The organism is Alteromonas sp. R7 (genome assembly GCF_055755235.1).
Window position 1 is genome coordinate 1 of record NZ_JBVTQX010000002.1, and the last position, 18,167, is coordinate 18,167.

An 18,167-nucleotide genomic window follows, 5' to 3' on the forward strand; every position below is an offset into this window, starting at 1 on the left:
GGCGCGTGTGGAAGGATTCGAACCTCCGACCGCCTGGTTCGTAGCCAGGTACTCTATCCAGCTGAGCTACACACGCGTAAACTTGTGTACTTTTGAATTCTACCTCAAAAGGTGGCGCTTTAAAATAAGTGGCGCGTGTGGAAGGATTCGAACCTCCGACCGCCTGGTTCGTAGCCAGGTACTCTATCCAGCTGAGCTACACACGCGCAAAACTTGTTGTTGGCCGTCACTGCCAACGAATAATGGCGGAGAGGGAGGGATTCGAACCCTCGATACGCGTATATGCGTATGGTTCCTTAGCAGGGAACTGGTTTCAGCCACTCACCCACCTCTCCTTGACTGCGGGGTGCATTTTACGGATTCATTGGCCTGAGTCAAACCTTTTTTATAAAGAAATTGTTCACCCGCTGCCATTTTAAACGATTCGAGCAAAAAACCAGTAATTTGTTCGCAATACAAGCAATTAAACCGAATTTTATTTAACGATGCTCGTTAATTTGCATTTGAATATGCGCAGCTTCATTGCAGTTTTAACTGACCCGCCTTAATAATTTAGTCAATTTTTCAAAAATAATATCAAAAAGTTTTGAATTTATTTGTTCAAAACCAAGTACGCTGATTCGTATTACTTACTTAAGTTATTTAAAAACGCTCCAAAACCTCGAATAAAGCGCTAAATATCTCGATGTAAAAACCGTCCAACCAGAAGGCATAGTACAAGAAAAAAGCTGTGCACGACCCAGAAAATTAACTAGCTCGTTAGCGCAAGACATCACAGCGTCATTTCTGTCGAAATAGACCAGAAACAATAGACTTGCGCTAAAGCCCGATAAGATTTACTCACTTAAAACAAAAAAGGCCAGCGTAAGCTGACCTTTTCCTATGAAGCGTATTATGCAATTATTCTGCAGAGCCTGGCTGACCGCCTTTTTCTGCTTGAATGCGCATGTATATCTCTTCACGGTGCACAGAAACTTCTTTTGGTGCATTCACACCGATACGTACCTGATTCCCTTTTACGCCTAGTACGGTAACGGTCACATCGTCACCTACCATAAGCGTTTCACCAACTCGACGAGTCAAAATAAGCATTCTCTTGCTCCTGTTCCTTAATACTGAACATCATCCATTAAGATTTGCCAACCCATCGGCACGACCCGATGGAAGCGACAGTGATTCCATGTTTCTGCGTCACTTCAGAAACTCACTGTTATACACAAAAATAATTATAGCTTATCTTGTAACCAAGCGTTAACCGAATCTAGCGCCTGGCCCAAGTTTTCAGGCTGGTCACCGCCTGCCTGTGCCATATCTGGACGACCGCCCCCTTTGCCACCTACTTGTGATGCGACAAAGTTAACTAGCTCGCCCGCTTTAACTTTACTAGTGAGGTTTTTAGTAACGCCAGCAATAAGATTCACTTTCGCGTCATTAGCCACACCTAATACTACGATCCCCTCACCAATTCGGTTTTTAATGTCATCCATCATTGAACGCAATGACTTTGCTTCAACACCTTCCAAATTCGCAATAAGAACTTTAACGCCATTTATCTCTACTGCATTACTAAGCATATCAGCACCTTGCTGACTCGCCAGTTTTTGTTTCGCAGAATTGAGCGCTTTTTCTAGTTCTTTAGTCTGATTTTGTAGAGAAACTACGCGATCAAGTACATTTTGGCTGTCTGTTTTCAATAACGCAGACAATGAAGACAGTGTCACTTGTTGGGTTTGCACGACTTCAAGTGCATGCTCGCCAGTAACTGCTTCGATACGTCGAACGCCCGATGCAATACCCGCTTCACTGGTAATTTTAAACAAGCCAATATCACCAGTACGTGTAACGTGAGTACCACCACATAGCTCAACAGAGAATGGCCCCATGGTTACCACGCGAACTTTTTCGTCGTACTTTTCACCAAATAACGCCATTGCGCCTGATGCTTTGGCTTCATCCAAATCCATTAGTTCAGTTGCTAACGTGTGGTTTGCACGTATTTCTTGGTTAACTCGTCTTTCAATCTCAGCAAGTTGCTCAGCCGTTACTGCCTCAAAATGCGAGAAGTCAAAACGCATGCGCGGCGCTTCAACCAATGAACCTTTCTGAGTTACGTGCTCACCTAAAATTTCACGCAGTGCTGCATGAAGTAAATGCGTTGCGCTGTGGTTCTTTTTAATGGCTTCACGATTTGCTGCATCAATCGCTGCGGTTGCCGTATCACCTTTAGATACCGAACCTTTAGCAATACCTTTGTGTGCAAACGCATTACCCATTTTTTGGGTGTCGGTAACGATGAATTCACCGTTTGCCACGCGAAGCACACCTTTATCTCCAGCCTGACCACCACTTTCAGCGTAGAATGGTGTGCTGTCTAATACCACAACGCCTTCTTGACCGTCTTCAAGCTTCTCAACAAACGCATTGTCGGCAATAAGTTCAACCACATTCACCTGGCCTTCTACATCGGTGTACCCAGTAAATGAGGTTGTGTGGTCAATGGCGAGTTTACTATTGTAGTCTGCACCAAAGTTGCTAGCCTGCTGTGCACGGGCACGCTGTGCTTGCATAGCAGCTTCAAAACCTTCTTCGTCAATCTTAAGGTCGTGCTCTCGTGCTACATCATTGGTTAAATCAGTAGGGAAACCATAGGTGTCGTAAAGCTTGAACACTACGTCACCCGGGACTGTGTCGCCTTCTAGAGTTTCTAATGTATCGTTTAGGATAGCCATACCACGGGCTAACGTTTTGCTAAACTGCTCTTCTTCAACACGTAGTACTTTTTCAATAACCGGTAGCTGGTCTACAAGTTCTGGATACGCTTCACCCATTTCTTTGGCAAGTGATGCCACAAGTTTATAGAAGAAGATATCGTTTGCGCCAAGCTGATAGCCGTGGCGAACAGCGCGACGAATAATGCGACGTAATACGTATCCGCGCCCTTCATTTGATGGCATAACGCCATCGCAAATTAAGAAGCTGCACGAACGAATGTGATCGGCGATAACCCGTAGCGATTTATTTTCTAAATCTTCGCTTCCAACAATTGATGCTGCTGATTTGATCAAGTTTTGGAAAAGGTCGATCTCGTAGTTGCTGTGCACGTTCTGCAAGATAGCGGAAATACGCTCTAGGCCCATACCGGTATCGATTGAAGGCTTAGGGAGTGGCTCCATGGTACCGTCAGCTTGTTTGTTAAACTGCATAAATACCAGGTTCCAAATTTCGATAAAGCGGTCGCCGTCTTCTTCTGGTGTTCCCGGAGGACCTCCCCAAATGTGCGCACCGTGATCGTAAAAGATTTCAGAACAAGGACCACATGGACCGGTATCGCCCATAGACCAGAAGTTATCTGACGTGCTAATGCGAATAATCTTTTCTTTTGGAACACCAATATGGTTTTCCCAGATGTCGAACGCTTCGTCATCTTCAGAATAAACGGTGACTAAGAGCTTTTCTTTTGGCAAACCAATTTCTTTGGTAAGGAAATTCCACGCAAACTCTATCGCTTCTTTTTTGAAATAATCGCCAAAGCTGAAGTTACCCAGCATTTCAAAAAAGGTATGGTGACGCGCAGTGTAACCCACGTTCTCAAGGTCGTTATGCTTACCACCTGCGCGAACGCAGCGCTGTGACGATACCGCACGGGTATAGCTGCGTTTTTCCGCACCTAAAAAACAGTCTTTAAACTGGTTCATGCCCGCGTTAGTAAAAAGAAGTGTGGGATCATCTGCCGGAACCAGTGACGAGCTCGCCACCGCTTGGTGGCCATGGCTTTTAAAATAATCGATAAACTTGTTACGTAAGTCAGCAGTTGATAATGTCATTGAAAACCTAACTTCCTTTATTCTATTTTTGAAACGTGCGATTTGCCTGTTCTAATGAGCTTTATAATCGGGGCAGTTTGCGAATACGCAATACGCTTATCCTCGCTATAATTCTCTGGATAATTAAAATGCACACAAATTTGCGCAACAATACCATGGATAACGCAATTTTGTTAAGTGTAACGGGGAGAAGATAGGCTCAAATTTCACTTTAAGTAGACGAAAATAGCCAGTATTCATAAAACGAATCGCCAACAGCATCTATTTGTCGGTAAACATGAGCATAAACCAGCCGTTTTAGCTAGATTCGTTTGCGCTTACCGCATATTCAATGTGATCTTGGTAAAAGCCACGATATTGAAGAAATTGTTTCTGCTTTTGTCTCAGCGCGAATTCGTTTTCATAAAACTCGCCAAACTTTTTCTCTTTTACTTTTTTAGCACTTTCAAACCAGTCAGCGTCAATCTCTCTCATTGCGTGTTCTGCAGTACTTTCATCTACACCGTATTGCTGTAAGTCTAATTTAATTGCGCGGGGTCCCTTCCCTTTTAAATACAATGCGCGAGCTCGGCTTTCTGCAAATCTAGCATCGCTTTGGATATCAGCATCCTTGAATTCCTCCAGAATAGGCATGAAAGCATCACTCGCTATTCCCTTCTGCTGCAACTTTCGCATAATCTCGTTAAAGCTATGCTCTCGTCGTGCCAGCATGCGAGTAATCGCGTCGGTAATGATTTTTCGGTCGAACTCTGACATTTTTGTAAACTTACTCTTCTGTATTAAACGTAGAAACCGCGTTATTTTAGCGTTAATTACTCGTACATTGCGACTATCTAGCGTTTTGCGCACTTAACCTCTACATGATGTAAACTGCATGACAGCATCCAACTATCGCATAACAATAATAGATTCGATTGAACAGATCTCTAAAGAGCGCTGGCAATACCTCGCAAAAGAATCGGGTCCTTTCGTTTCTTATGAATTTTTACATGCGCTAGAACGCAGCGGCTCGTGCAGCAATGAATCTGGGTGGCAGCCTTGCCATATTGCTATAGCGAAAGGTCAGCATGAGGCTGCAAATCTTGTTATTCCCGGCTACCTGAAAACTCACAGCTACGGTGAATACGTGTTTGACCACGCATGGGCTAATGCTTATGCACAGCACGGCCTCGACTATTATCCTAAATGGATATCGGCCATCCCCTTTACCCCCGTAACAGGCTCTAGACTACTTTCTGATGGACACATTGCGCTTACTCCGTCGCTTTTAAGTGAACTAGAAAATACATTGACAGCGTATGTAGAGTCCGTATTTGGTGAGGCTTTATCTTCTTTTCATTGGCTATTTCCCAATGAAAGCACCTCGGCTCAACTTATTGGTAAAAGCGAGCCTGAGGCCAGTGCATTAGCCGATGATTTACCTAATGACCAATTCAAAGTTCAACCCAGTATTCCCAACCACTACCTGACCCGATACGCAGTTCAGTTTCAGTGGCATAACTACGGTTATGGTGATTTCGACGATTTTCTTAACGCGCTTACCTCCCGCAAAAGAAAAGATATCAAGAAAAGTCGACGTAAACTGAACGAGCAAGGCGTCCGCTTTACCCATCATACCGGCAATGAGATTAGTCCAGAGACACTGCAGTTTTTCACAAAGTGTTACAAAGCAACCTATTTAAAACGAAGCGGTCACGTGGGATATTTGAATGATACGTTCTTTGAGCAGCTTGTCGAGAGCATGAGCGATAACATGCTTATAGTGACGGCAATAGAGAATGAGGTAGCAGTAGCCAGCGCCCTCTTTTTCTACGATGATACAGGACTGTATGGCAGATACTGGGGAGCGCTGAAAGAAATAGACGGGTTACATTTTGCCTGCTGTTATTTTGAAGGCATTGAATTCGCCATTGAGAAAAAACTATCGCTTTTTAATCCCGGCACCCAAGGTGAACATAAAATACTTCGAGGCTTCGAGCCCATTTATTGCCGTTCTCATCACAAATTACAACATCCGTCGTTTCACACTGCTGTAGCAGACTTTTTACAGCGAGAAACGCCACATATCGCAAGCTATTTTAATCAGGCACGGAATGCTTTACCGTTTAACAAGGAATTTGTGCCTACTTTAAAAACAACGAGTGTCACTGCACCTAACGACGACACTTATAATCACAACGAGAAAAACGATGAAATATAAACTTCTTGCCGTAGCGATTGCGGCATCTTTGGGACTTGCTGGTTGCGGTCAGCCTGAAAAAGCCCAAGAACAAACTAGCAATGTTGAAGCGCCAGAAATGAAGGGCGAAGCGGAATTAGGCTCTTTTGGCGTAGACTTAACCGCTCGCAATGAAGCGGTAAAACCTGGTGATGACTTCTTCATGTACGCGAGCGGTACATGGTACGACAACTACGAGCTGCCCGCTGACAAAACTCGCTACGGCGCGTTTACGGGTCTTGCAGAGCGTAGTGAAGAGCAAGTTAAAAACATCATTGATGGGCTAATGGAAAAGTCTTCACTAAATGCAGAGGAAAAGCTTGTTCACGACTTTTTCGTTGCTTATATGGATACAGATACCATCAACGAAAAAGGTATTGAGCCAATTAAAGACGTACTCACGTCTATCGATAGCATTGAAAACAAAACTGACCTAACCAAAGCATTTGGTAACAGCTGGTTAGTAGGCTCAACCACGCCAATTGGCGGCGGTATGTGGTACAACCGCCTTGACCCAAATGAATACCAATTAAGTGTTGGTGTTGGTGGTTTAGGCCTTCCTGATCGCGACTACTACCTGAGCGATAGCGAACGTTTTGTTAAAATTCGTGAAGCTTATGTAGCGCACATCGAGCAGATGCTAAATTTTGCAGGCGAAGAAAACGCAGCTGAAAAAGCGGCTAACATTCTTGCCCTTGAAACACAAATTGCAGAAATTCAGTGGCCTCGCGAAAAACGCCGTGACCGCGATCTTACTCTCAACCAGATTGAACGTAGCAAGCTGTCTGACGAGTACCCTGGCTTTGATTGGGATACGTATTTTGCTCAAACCGGTTATAAGGTACCTGAGCTAAATATTACACAGCCTGAGCCAGTAAAAGACGTTATTAAAATTATTAACGAAGCTGATCTAGCTGATTGGAAATCGTATTTGAAATATCACACTATTTCAAACAATGCGGATTTCCTTTCTGAAGATATCTACCTAGCCAACTTTGACTTCTTTGGTCGTACACTAAGCGGTCAGCAAGAGCCTCGTCCTCGTTGGAAACGCGCAGTGAGCCAAATGTCTGGTACTGAGTCACTTGGTTTTGCTATCGGCAAGATCTACGTAAACGAATACTTCCCAGAAAGCTCAAAAGAGCAGATGGCAGAGCTGGTTGAAAACTTGCGTACAGCACTAGGTGAGCGTATTGAAAACCTAGACTGGATGAGCGAAGAAACCAAGGTAAATGCCAAAGAAAAGCTAATGGCATTTAACCCTAAAATTGGCTACCCAGACGAATGGCAGTCTTTCGACGGCGTAACCATCAGCGACAAAGACTTAGTAGGCAATGTTCGAAACCTACGCACATTCTTCCAAGACCAATCGGTAGAACGTGAGCTAGAGAAAACGGATCGCAATCGCTGGGGTATGACACCGCAGCGCGTTAATGCCTACTACAATAGCTCGTTCAATGAAATTGTATTCCCAGCGGCTATTTTGCAACCACCATTTTTTGATCCAAACGCCGACGCAGCAGTTAACTACGGTGCAATCGGTGCGGTAATTGGTCACGAAATGGGACATGGTTTTGACGATCAAGGCTCGAAATCAGATGCAAACGGTATTCAGCGTAACTGGTGGACCGATGCCGACCGCGCAGCGTTTGAAGAAAAAGCAGATATGCTAGCCGAGCAATACAGCCAGTACGAGCCTATCGAAGGTAACTTCGTAAATGGTCGCAACAGCTTGGGTGAAAACATTGGTGACGTGGGTGGTCTAGCCATGGCTTACCACGCCTACAAACTTAGCCTTAACGGCAAAGAAGCACCGGTAATTGACGGCCTAACAGGCGATCAGCGTTTCTTCCTTGCATGGGCACAAGTGTGGAAAGAAAAACGCACTGAAGAAAGCATGCTGAATCAACTTCGCGCAGGTACACACGCGCCTGGTCGTTATCGTGCACAAGCACCAAGAAACCATGATGCATGGTATGAAGCGTTTGATGTGAAACCAGGTGATGCACTTTATCTTGCGCCAGAAGAGCGCGTAAGAATTTGGTAACTCATTGAGTTAAGCACTTAGTGAGCACATGCTAGCTTCTCGCGCCGGATAGAGATTTGTATCTGGCGCCAGCTAATACTAGTCCGCATAGCTCATTTAGAAAGTGTAGATAATTAAAAAGGGCGGCTCGACTTATCTCGAACCGCCCTTTTTATTTTTCTAATCAGTATTCGCTCGGTGGTACTTATACGCCAGCCCCGAGTACTTGTTTAACTTCCGTTTGCTTATTTATCTTCCGTATTGGGCAACTAAATCGCGAACGTATTGTTTACAACGGGCTACAGCCTCTGAAAAATCACCGTTACCCACACTGCCCATGGAATAACGAAGCCAATACCCATCAATTAATGCAGCGGTAGACGCAGCGGCGTTTTTGACCTGCTCAGGTTTAAGTAGCTTGCGGTAACTAAACGCTAAATTACGCTCTAAGCGTTTGTGGTTAATACACTGCAAACGATGCAAGCCTTCGTTGTGAAGTGACAACGCCCAGAAGTTGAACCAAGTATTGGTGGCGGAACTCGCCCCTTGCGTTTGTGAAAAGTTATTTTCAATAATGAAATCAATCCGCTCTAGGGGATCGTCAATACGCTGCGTGATTTTTAGCGCATCGAGAAGGTGGCGCATCGTTGCTTCAATTAAACCTTGCTTGTCACCAAAATAGTGACTGATTATCCCTGAAGAAAGCCCTGCTCTTTTGCTAATTAAGCTAATCGTTGTACCGTGATAGCCAACTTCTGCCATCACTTCTAGCGTTGCTTCTATTAATTGCTTCTTGCGAACTGGCTCCATTCCCACCTTGGGCATGCTACAACTCCAAACCTTAAATCTAAAAAATAACCTGCGACAGCACAATGCCGCCGCAGGCATGATATCACGATTAAAAGGTTAAGCGTGCGTTGACTGCAACAGCGCGAGGTGCGCCAATCCAAAATGCACCTGGTGCAATGGTAGACGCATAGTCTTCATCAAACAGGTTGTTTACTGTTAAACGCACTTCTAGCTCTTCAGCACCTGAACCAATGTTTTCGATAAAGCCGCCAATATAGAAGTCGCTAACGATATAGTCATCAACTTGTGCTGCATTATCAATATCCAGGTAGCGGCTATCAACGTACTTGGTAGACAGGCCTGCAAAGTAGTTATCGCGTGCCCAATCAAGGCTAATTACCGCCATAGTGTCAGGCGTACCGATAACCGTATTACCTTCAATAGCTACCAGTGACACTTCAGGGTTTTCAGGATCAGCGATGGCTGCCAGCGCATCGTCAAGTGTATCGTATTGCGTACCTGAACTACCTACCGTCGCAACATATTCTGACTCGCTTAAGGTAATAGAAGTGAACAACGAGAACTCTTCGGTTAGCATAATGTCTGCTGAAATTTCAAAACCGCTAGACTCAATACCGCCCACGTTTTTGTATCCACCCGCAGCCGCTTCAAGAAAGTCTATCCCCTCTGAGGTTTCGTTACTGGTAAATTGAATACGGTCGTTAAACTCAATATTGTAGTAGGTCACGCTGGCATTGAAACCAGGTGAAGAGTAGCGGAAACCTACGTCAATGTTGTCAGCGGTTTCTGGCTTTATAAAGCGAAGGTCAGTATCGTTGCGCTCTAGTTGTGCATCTTTGATTGCCGCAAAGTTCTCACCGTAACCTGCGAAAACTTCCACTCCTTCAATGGGTAAAGGTGCAACGATACCGGCTGAGAATAAGGTATCTGAGTCAGTATTCACCGCTAAGTTGTTGGCTGAATCAAAGTTGTCCGTTTTCTCGATATCTACGTTAAACTTCTTGGCACCAGCGCGAATGCGGGCAAAGCCTAGATCAAGCTCATCTTCCACATAGTACATCAAGGTATCAACTGGGAAGGTTCTGTCGTACTGCACCCAGTAAGGCACGTTGTCATAATCGACGCTAATAGACGAGTTGGTAATTTTATGCCAATCGCGAGACTCGCCACGCTCATAGTCTTCCCACCAAATACCAAAACGTACGGTATTATCAAAATCACCAATTTTGGTGTACCACACAGCATCAGCATTAATGCCAAAACGCTCTTTATCATAATGGGTGTGACGATATGAGCCCACGGGAATAGCGCCTTGCGCATGACAGCCTGGGTCATATTCTGCACCTGCACCACCATAAGGGAAGGTCAGTGAGCTTTGACAACCCTCAATAGGGCTTAGCTGGTTGCCTTGTCTATCAACAAAGTAGATTTGTCCCAGCTCTTCTCCACCGAATACCGTATTTCCAACAATAAGCTCTGAGTGCCCTTCTGCTCCGTCATCAGTGATATCAACAATATAGGGTGGAACCCATTCGCCGCGTCCTTCATTGTCGTGATAATACACGTTAGTCATAAAATCGACCTGGCCAATAGTAAAGTCAGCCTGTAAATAAGCGAAAAGGTTTTCGCGTAGGGTAGACCAACCTCGACGATACGCCTGATCTTGATAAGGCACGCCTGTCCACTCGTCAGTTAACTGGTCCCAATCTGGATTTTGCTCATATTGCGCCAGTCCGTATATGCGCTGGTAGTTATCTTCGTGGGTATCGTCGTAAGACAGGTAACCTGTAAGAGACACGTCGTTAACGGTAGAGATAAACTTCATGGCTAAATGATCACGGGTGTTCTCTGCTGCCTGCTGCATAAAGTCAGAACTTTCTTGACTTGAAAGGCTTATCCACGCGTAAGTATCTTTAAAGATTTCGCCTGTTTCGTAGCGTACATAGTATTTTGACGCATCAAATGAACCCGCAGTTACACTGGTTATTAAGCCCTGCTCCGCAGACGGGTTAATGGTGGTGAAATTCAGTGTGCCGCCCAAGGCTTCGTGTGAACGGGAAGCGATATCCGCCGTACCCTGAGAAACTTCAACGCCTTTTACGTTTTCGGTATCGATATAGCGATTCGCTTTCGCGCCACCACCGTAATTCGAGTTACCGTTGGCAATGCCATCTACCGTCATGCCAATTTGCTGCTCGTTTAGGTTTACTTGAAAGCCACGAATAACAATAGACGTTGACCAGTCATCAGCCCCAAAGGTATCTCCTTCGTTAATAAGCACACCCGGCAGGTTATCAACCGCGGCTAACACACTGCTAAGATTAGCCTGTTGTTTAAACATATCGTCGCTCGTCGCGTTATTCGCGTAAGAAACGCTTCGCCCAACAACGGTAATTTCTTCTATGCGCTCTTCGTCAGCACGCTCTGCTTCCTCTGCCCACGCCACTGTAGGTGTAGTCATAGACGAAAGTGCTGCAAGTACAGCTAACGAGAGTTTATTGTGTGTTTTCATGTGTTTCCCAAAGTAGTTGTGTAATGTTTACTCACTACTCTAGGGAGGAATTGTTACAGTAGCGTTAAGTTTAATTGAACAATCAATTAATAAAACATTTTCCATGTTTGTTTATTCAATGACATCCAAGTAAACACGCATCAGCTATAAACGGCCCCAGAAATTTAGCAAAGAAATCTTTGCCTAACAGACACAAAAAAGCCCTCACTAAGGAGGGCCAAAAGGGAAAGGTTTATCTTACCTTGATATTACTTTACGACTGCGTTGCGGCTTGAAAACGGGTGTTTTTGCTTTCAGTCCCGGCTACTTGCTTTTCTGCGTAAAGCAAGGCGTCGTGTAGCGTGTCAAAGTTGGGGATACCTGGGTGCGCTTCGTTTACGCCCTCAAGCACCTTATTGACTTCTGCATTAGCACCACAAATAACCAGCTGTCGACCTGCCGCTAGTGCATCTGAGGTAACTGTATCAACTGCCATCGCAGCAGAAACATCCATAAGTGGAACGCGCGAGAAATCTAAAATGGTGACTTTAGAACCCGGTTTCACACGCTCACGAACGTGGTGGCCCAAATCGGCAGCCGCACCAAAGCTTAGTGGTCCGCCAAAACTAAAGATTGATACTTTGTCTTTAAGAGATTCCAATAGCTCATTTTCTTTAGGGTCGTTTAACGACTCAGGGATTTTCTTAAGCTCTTCAATTTGCAGCTGTGCGATTTGCTTAACGTAAGCTAATGCTGCGAATACCACGCCAACACCAACTGCTGTAATCAGATCTACAAATACCGTTAACGCAAGCACCATAATCATGAGGCCGAAGTCCCAACGTGGGCCTTTGTGAGCGCGCTTCAAGTAACTCCAGTCGATGATATCTAAGCCAACTTTAACCAAGATACCAGCAAGAACAGCGTGAGGAATTTGCGCCGCTAGCGGGCTAAGACCTAACACAATTGCTAGAAGAACTAGCGCGTGTACCATACCTGAAATGTTGTACTTACCACCGCTACGGATATTTACAACAGTACGCATCGTTGCGCCTGCACCTGCGATACCGCCGATAAGACCAGCAAATGTGTTACCAATACCTTGGCCGATTAGCTCTTTGTTACTATCGTGACGGGTACGCGTCATGTTATCAGCAACAAGAGATGTAAGTAGACTATCGATGGCTCCCAGCACAGCTAGAATAAACGCAGCTTCAAGAATAAGCAGTGCTTTGCTTTGGTCAAATACTGGAAGGTGAAGGCTAGGTAAACCCGTCGGGATATCACCAAGAATTGGCACAGACAACGCTAAACTTACAAGCGTGCCAATGATAAGTGCAGCCAGTGCTCCAGGCACATACTTGCCTAATTGCGGTGGCCATTTGTAGGCAATAACCAAGGTACCAAGGCCTAACGCTAAGGTTGCAAAATCAATATCGGCAAGCGCGGTTGGCAAGTATGTCAATGCGCCGATTGTTCCGCCTGGCGGCTCATGGCCCAGTAAGCGGCCGATTTGAAGAATGATGATGATTGCACCGATGCCCGACATAAAGCCCGATATTACCGGGTAAGGCACCAGGCGAATGTATTGGCCAACACCAAGGACACCAAAAACAATCTGGAATATACCGGCCAATATCACAGCTGTGAATATAAGGCTGGCGTCGCCTGACAGACTTGCGAACAAGCCTGCAAGAACAACAACCATAGGCCCCGTTGGACCAGAAATCTGTGCTGGTGTACCACCGAAAAGTGCGGCAAAGAAGCCAACCGCAATAGCACCGTACAGACCCGCCATTGGGCCTAAGCCTGACGCTACACCAAGTGCAAGCGCCAGTGGTAAAGCAACGATACCGGCTGTTAAACCGCCGGTAAAATCGCCTCGTAGGTTTGAAAGGTTAATTTTTACCATAGTTATAGACCTTATTCACCGCGAGCAAGTTGTGCTTCGGCAGTAGACTCGTCCATTACATCGAATTCACCAGACTCAGTGTTGTAGTAAAGCACTTCACCTGAACCAATGTTATAAACCCATCCGTGAAGTTTAACCTGACCTGTTGCAATTTTTGCAGCAACAGCAGGGTGAGTGCGAAGGTGCTGAATTTGCTGAACAACGTTCTCTTTCGTTACCGCTTCTAGGTCGTCAATAGAAAGGTCTGAATGGCCACAGCGCTCTTTAACAACTTCAGTTGCAACACGGCAATGACCTAGCCACTCTTTTACATGCGGAAGCGCACTTAAGCCTTCAGGGTTGATGGCGCCTTTCATCGCACCACAGTCAGTATGGCCACAAATAACAATGTGAGAAACGCCCAGTGCAGCAACTGCAAACTCAATAGACGCTGTCATGCCACCAGTTTGGTTGCTGTGAGGAGGTACGATGTTGCCCGCATTACGGCAGATAAATAGCTCACCCGGATCAGTTTGTGTTACTAAGTTCGGGTCGATACGTGAATCAGAGCACGTAATGAAAAGCACTTCAGGGTTCTGCCCAGTAGCTAGTTTTTGAAACGTAGCTTTTTTGTTTGGGTAAACTTCTTTCTGGAATTTGGCAACACCTGAGATAACGTGATCCATATATAACTCCCAATTTTTTAATAATTGTAATGATTATGTAATTACGCCAGTTTCACCTGATAGATTAATAGTTTAATATACTAACTCGCGATAGCTAAATACTATCACTACTTACGTAACACTACCCATAAGCATAGTAAGAGAGAGCCATTTTCACCATGCAATTCAACGGAAAGACCCCGTCAATTAACCAAATCCGCTATTTTGTTGCAGTGGCTAAATACCTAAGCTTCAGGCAAGCAGCGGGAATACTGGGAATTAGTCAGCCTACTCTGACCAGTCAGATCAGTGCGCTAGAAAACCTCTTAGGGCTAACGCTTTTTGAACGATCACGCACGGGAACGCTGTTATCTCCCCAAGGTAAAGCCTTGCTTGATGCAGCGGAAGAGGTGCTGCAGGCCTCTCAACGGTTCAGCGAAATTGCACGAGACTTGTCCGAGGGTGAAGTTGTAACCTACCGGTTAGGGATACCGCCAACACTAGGGCCTTATTTACTTCCGTTTGTGCTACCAGATCTGCACAAACGGAAGCCCGGCTTGCGCTTCTATGTTCGAGAAGGCGCCCCTAACGCATTGCAACACGGTCTACTGCGTGGTGAATATGACCTAATACTTTCCCCACTTTCGGGCGAAAACTCTCAATTGATCACGCAACCACTCTTCAAAGAGCCTTTAAAATTCGTCACGCCTTCTGATCACAAATTGTCAGGAAAAGCCTATGTCAAGCCAGAAGAAATAAGCGGCGAGAAAGTGTTAACACTCGAAGACCGACATCACTTTCATCATCAAGTGCAGCGCATTTGCGATGAGATTGGGGCAGATTTACAGCGTGATTATGAGGGCACCAGCCTCGATACTTTGCGTCAAATGGTGGTAATGGGCATGGGTGTAGCATTCCTACCAGGGCTTTATATTCATTCTGAGTTGCACAAGCCTGAAGCGTTACACGTGTGTGAGATTGCCGATATGCCTATTGAGCGTCAGCACTCATTAGCGTGGAGAAACACTGCGCCTGGACGAAAGACCTTTAGAGAAATATCAATTATCATAAAAGAGATAATTGAAACTCGCCTGTCGGACGCCGTGACTATAGTCAGTGCTGCCCCAAGCCCTCTTCAAAAACGTTAAACTGGTTGTAATTTATTATGATTGATAGACAACATTTACGAATAGTAAGAGCGATAGATGCTGAAGGCACGATGACAGAAGCGGCAAAATCGCTTTTTCTAACCCAGTCAGCGTTAAGCCACGCAATGAAAAAGTTGGAAGCCCATTTTGACGTACCGCTTTGGAAAAAAGACGGCAGAAGACTCACGCTGACTCAGGCGGGTCAGAGTGTATTGGGCTTAGCTCACCGAGTTTTACCCCAGTTTGAGCATACTGAAGCCCAATTACGCAGATTCGCCGATGGTAAACAGGGCATATTACGTATTGGGATGGAGTGCTACCCGTGTTTTGAATGGTTGCTCAAGGTAGTGGCGCCTTTTTTGAAAGCCTTTCCAGATGTTGATGTAGATGTACGCCGAGCGTTCTCTTTTGGCGGTTTACAAGCGCTTCACGGGTACGATATTGATATATTGCTCACGCCAGACCCTCTTTCACTTGAAACCATTACCTACACGCCAGTGTTCGAATATGAACAAGTGTTGGTAATGGATAAGCACCACCCTTTGGCAGAGAAACCATTTGTTACACCGAACGACTTAAGCAATGAGACCCTTATCACCTACCCCGTAGAACTCAGTCGACTGGACGTATTCACGCATTTTCTTACTCCTGCCAATTGCACAGTGAGGCAACATAAAACGATTGAAACCACAGAGATCATCTTACAAATGGTAGCAGCGGGACGTGGTGTTACTGCGCTACCTAAATGGTTAATTGATGAATCAAAAGAAAGCGATCTCCTGACTTGTCGGTCGCTTGGTGAACAAGGCGTATCAAAAACGCTGTACTTGGGTCATAGAAAAGCGCAGGACGTATTGGGGTTTGTAGATGATTTCATTGCCCTTTCGCAAACGCACAAGCCATAGGTGTTCCAAACTGTATTTCGGAAAACTTATGTCAAACTAGGGAATAAAATAATTCGCTTGCCAACAATGTTGGCAAGCGACAACGCTCTAATTAAAGACTGTCGCGCATTATGCGCGGTTAACGGTATGAATGGCGCTAAATTTTAAACTGCCCCACCAATTCTTTTAAGTCACCAGAGACGGCACTTAGCTGCGTAGCTTCCACAGCTAACTCTTCTGCATGCTGACTAGTTTTATCACTTAAACCAGTGATAGCTACGAGCGACTTATTAATATCTTGCGCCACCTCCGTTTGCTGCTCGGTCGCCAGTGCTATGTGAGTACTTTGCTCGTGAACCAAACCTATAGACTGGGTAATGTCTTTAAGCGTTTCGACCACTTTCTCTGTCTTATCGACACCAGATTGAGAACGGGTTTGTCCTTCCTGCATAACATTGTTGGTCTGCTCAGACATCGCCTGCAATCGCTCTACCATTTTTCGTATATCAGTCGTCGATTCTTGTGTACGACTTGCTAATGAGCGAACTTCATCTGCAACAACGGCAAAGCCGCGCCCCTGTTCACCGGCTCTCGCCGCTTCAATGGCAGCGTTTAATGCCAGCAAATTAGTTTGTTCAGCTATGCTGTTAATTACATCGACTACAGCACCGATGCTATCTGACTCTTTGCTCAATCCGCCTACAACTTCAACACCCTGACTGATGGCGTCAGCCAGCGCGCGAATTTCCCTCATGGCATCTTGCACTTGCTCACTGCCGGCTTGTACCAATTCATCTGCTTTAGTCGCAGCGTCACTGGACTGTGCCGCATTTTTTGAAATTTCAACGACGGTAGCAGCCATCTGCGTCACTGCCGTAGACACATTGTCCACCTGACTACGCTCTTGGTTAATTTCCTTGCTAGTGGCGTGACTCACATCTCGAAGGTGATCCGCTGCATCAGAAACAGCCTTAGTGTTAGCGGCAGTATCTTTTAGCAATGATCTTAGTTTATCGGTGAAGGTATTAAACTCTATAGCAAGCGCACCGATTTCGTCGTTACTCTTAACTTCCAGACGCTTGGTTAAGTCGCCGTCGCCATGCGCTATTTCCGCCATAGCGTTGCGCATTTCGACCAAAGGCTGAGTGACTTTAGCACTCGCAAAATAAGTAATAAGCGCTATTAATCCAATAATCACAAAGGCGACGATAATTGCCGTAGTAATTGCATTATTTATAGGGCTATCAATGATGCTTGCAGGGATAAGAATGCCCAGCGACCAATTCATTTGTGGGTTAGTTAACTGAGCGTGCTCAAAAACCGCAACATAGTCTTCCCCCTTCCAGGTTACGTGCACAATACCAGATTCATTAGCCGCTATATTACTTGCCAACTTGCCAAACCCCTCAGTGCTATCAAACACGCTGTCAAAGTTGCGAATAGAGGAGCTTAGTGGCAAAGCTTTGCTCTGTTTTGGAAAGTAAACAATGTTTTGGTTTTCATCGAGTAAAAACGCCGTGCCTTGTTCTTCATAACGAATGGCGTCTATGACCTTACCCACCGTGCTAATAAGAATATCGACACCGCCAACGCCTAGTAACGCTCCATTTTTGTATATCGGGGTTTGTACTACTGCAGATACGCTTCCATCTTGGGAATCGACAGCAGGAGGCGTTACATATAGCTTCCCTTTTTCAACGGCAGTAGTAAACCACGGACGCTTAGTTGCAAAGTAACCGGCGTTAGGATTGCCAGCATCAGGACCCGAAGTGTCGACGCCGACTCGGCCCTCTTCATAGAAGTATTCACCCGTCTTAGCAGATCCAAAGAACGCCGATTTAATAATGGGATCTTGACTGCTGATGCCCTCAAATGTGGCATAGATATCTTTGGATTGAGTCAGTTGGCTTTCGGGCGCCCCTCGCGTGTTATGGCGCGTAAAAAAATCTTGTAGAAAAGGACTACTTAGGAATGCTCTAGCAACGCCGCCATAGGTTGCGAAGAATCCTTCAACGTCATTAGCCTCACGTGCAACTAAGGATTTAAGCTCTTTTTCTACGCGACTGCGGGTGTTATCTGCAACGGTATTGACTAAGAAAAACGCCGTAATGAGTAACATCAAAGCTATGCTACCGCCAACGATAAGCATGAACTTTTTTTGGAGTGATATGGATTTCATTTGTACTTCTCATTGTTTACTAAACGCCACA

General features: G+C 45.4%; 12 protein-coding genes and 3 tRNA genes. 4 read left to right on the forward strand and 11 right to left on the reverse strand.

The annotated features are described in order from the left end of the window. Positions 1–2: 2 nt before the first annotated feature. The 6 genes from AC0J2X_RS02870 to AC0J2X_RS02895 form a co-directional block, all read right to left on the reverse strand. Positions 3–76, reverse strand: a tRNA-Arg gene (locus AC0J2X_RS02870). 53 nt (positions 77–129) lie between these two features. Next, positions 130–206: transfer RNA gene (locus AC0J2X_RS02875), tRNA-Arg, on the reverse strand. A gap of 37 nt (positions 207–243) precedes the next feature. Next, a tRNA-Ser gene (locus tag AC0J2X_RS02880) sits at positions 244–335 on the reverse strand. Positions 336–900: 565 nt separating this feature from the next. Then, on the reverse strand, positions 901–1,092 hold the full coding sequence (gene csrA / locus AC0J2X_RS02885) for a carbon storage regulator CsrA (protein WP_012517705.1): 192 nt from the start codon (positions 1,090–1,092) through the stop codon (positions 901–903). 134 nt (positions 1,093–1,226) lie between these two features. Beyond that, positions 1,227–3,824 carry an alanine--tRNA ligase gene (gene alaS / locus AC0J2X_RS02890; RefSeq protein WP_069943921.1) on the reverse strand — a complete coding sequence of 866 codons (2,598 nt, stop codon included), beginning with the start codon at positions 3,822–3,824 and terminating at the stop codon, positions 1,227–1,229. A gap of 297 nt (positions 3,825–4,121) precedes the next feature. Then, on the reverse strand, positions 4,122–4,580 hold the full coding sequence (locus tag AC0J2X_RS02895) for a regulatory protein RecX (RefSeq protein ID WP_069943920.1): 459 nt from the start codon (positions 4,578–4,580) through the stop codon (positions 4,122–4,124). A 118-nt stretch (positions 4,581–4,698) separates the two neighbouring features. Between AC0J2X_RS02895 and AC0J2X_RS02900 the strand changes: the two genes are divergently transcribed. Continuing rightward, complete coding sequence (locus AC0J2X_RS02900; protein ID WP_069943919.1) at positions 4,699–6,024, forward strand: GNAT family N-acetyltransferase; 1,326 nt, start codon at positions 4,699–4,701, stop codon at positions 6,022–6,024. After that, positions 6,014–8,089 (forward strand): M13 family metallopeptidase, encoded by a 2,076-nt coding sequence (locus AC0J2X_RS02905; RefSeq protein ID WP_049587665.1) that lies wholly within the window; start codon positions 6,014–6,016, stop codon positions 8,087–8,089. Before AC0J2X_RS02900 ends, AC0J2X_RS02905 begins: the two co-directional genes overlap by 11 nt. A gap of 228 nt (positions 8,090–8,317) precedes the next feature. Here the strand turns inward: AC0J2X_RS02905 and betI are convergent, their stop codons facing one another. From betI to AC0J2X_RS02925, 4 genes are all read right to left on the reverse strand, one after another. Continuing rightward, positions 8,318–8,893, reverse strand: coding sequence for a transcriptional regulator BetI (betI, locus tag AC0J2X_RS02910; RefSeq protein ID WP_069943918.1), 576 nt, complete (start codon positions 8,891–8,893; stop codon positions 8,318–8,320). Positions 8,894–8,966: 73 nt separating this feature from the next. Further along, a complete protein-coding gene (locus AC0J2X_RS02915; RefSeq protein WP_014948666.1) occupies positions 8,967–11,390 on the reverse strand; it encodes a TonB-dependent receptor domain-containing protein in 2,424 nt (807 codons plus the stop codon). A 253-nt stretch (positions 11,391–11,643) separates the two neighbouring features. Beyond that, a complete protein-coding gene (locus tag AC0J2X_RS02920) occupies positions 11,644–13,281 on the reverse strand; it encodes a SulP family inorganic anion transporter (RefSeq protein WP_014948665.1) in 1,638 nt (545 codons plus the stop codon). A gap of 11 nt (positions 13,282–13,292) precedes the next feature. After that, positions 13,293–13,946: a carbonic anhydrase gene (locus AC0J2X_RS02925; RefSeq protein WP_014948664.1), complete on the reverse strand. Its 654-nt coding sequence runs from the start codon at positions 13,944–13,946 to the stop codon at positions 13,293–13,295. Positions 13,947–14,104: 158 nt separating this feature from the next. Here AC0J2X_RS02925 and AC0J2X_RS02930 point away from each other — a divergent pair, with 158 nt between their 5' ends. Together AC0J2X_RS02930 and AC0J2X_RS02935 are read left to right on the forward strand one after the other, a co-directional pair. Next, complete coding sequence (locus tag AC0J2X_RS02930) at positions 14,105–15,073, forward strand: hydrogen peroxide-inducible genes activator (RefSeq protein WP_014948663.1); 969 nt, start codon at positions 14,105–14,107, stop codon at positions 15,071–15,073. A gap of 17 nt (positions 15,074–15,090) precedes the next feature. After that, entirely contained in the window at positions 15,091–15,978 is an 888-nt protein-coding gene (locus AC0J2X_RS02935; protein WP_156078044.1) for a LysR family transcriptional regulator, read from the forward strand. 136 nt (positions 15,979–16,114) lie between these two features. Here AC0J2X_RS02935 and AC0J2X_RS02940 read toward each other — a convergent pair whose 3' ends face one another. Then, positions 16,115–18,136: a methyl-accepting chemotaxis protein gene (locus AC0J2X_RS02940; RefSeq protein WP_287498363.1), complete on the reverse strand. Its 2,022-nt coding sequence runs from the start codon at positions 18,134–18,136 to the stop codon at positions 16,115–16,117. Positions 18,137–18,167 lie beyond the last annotated feature (31 nt).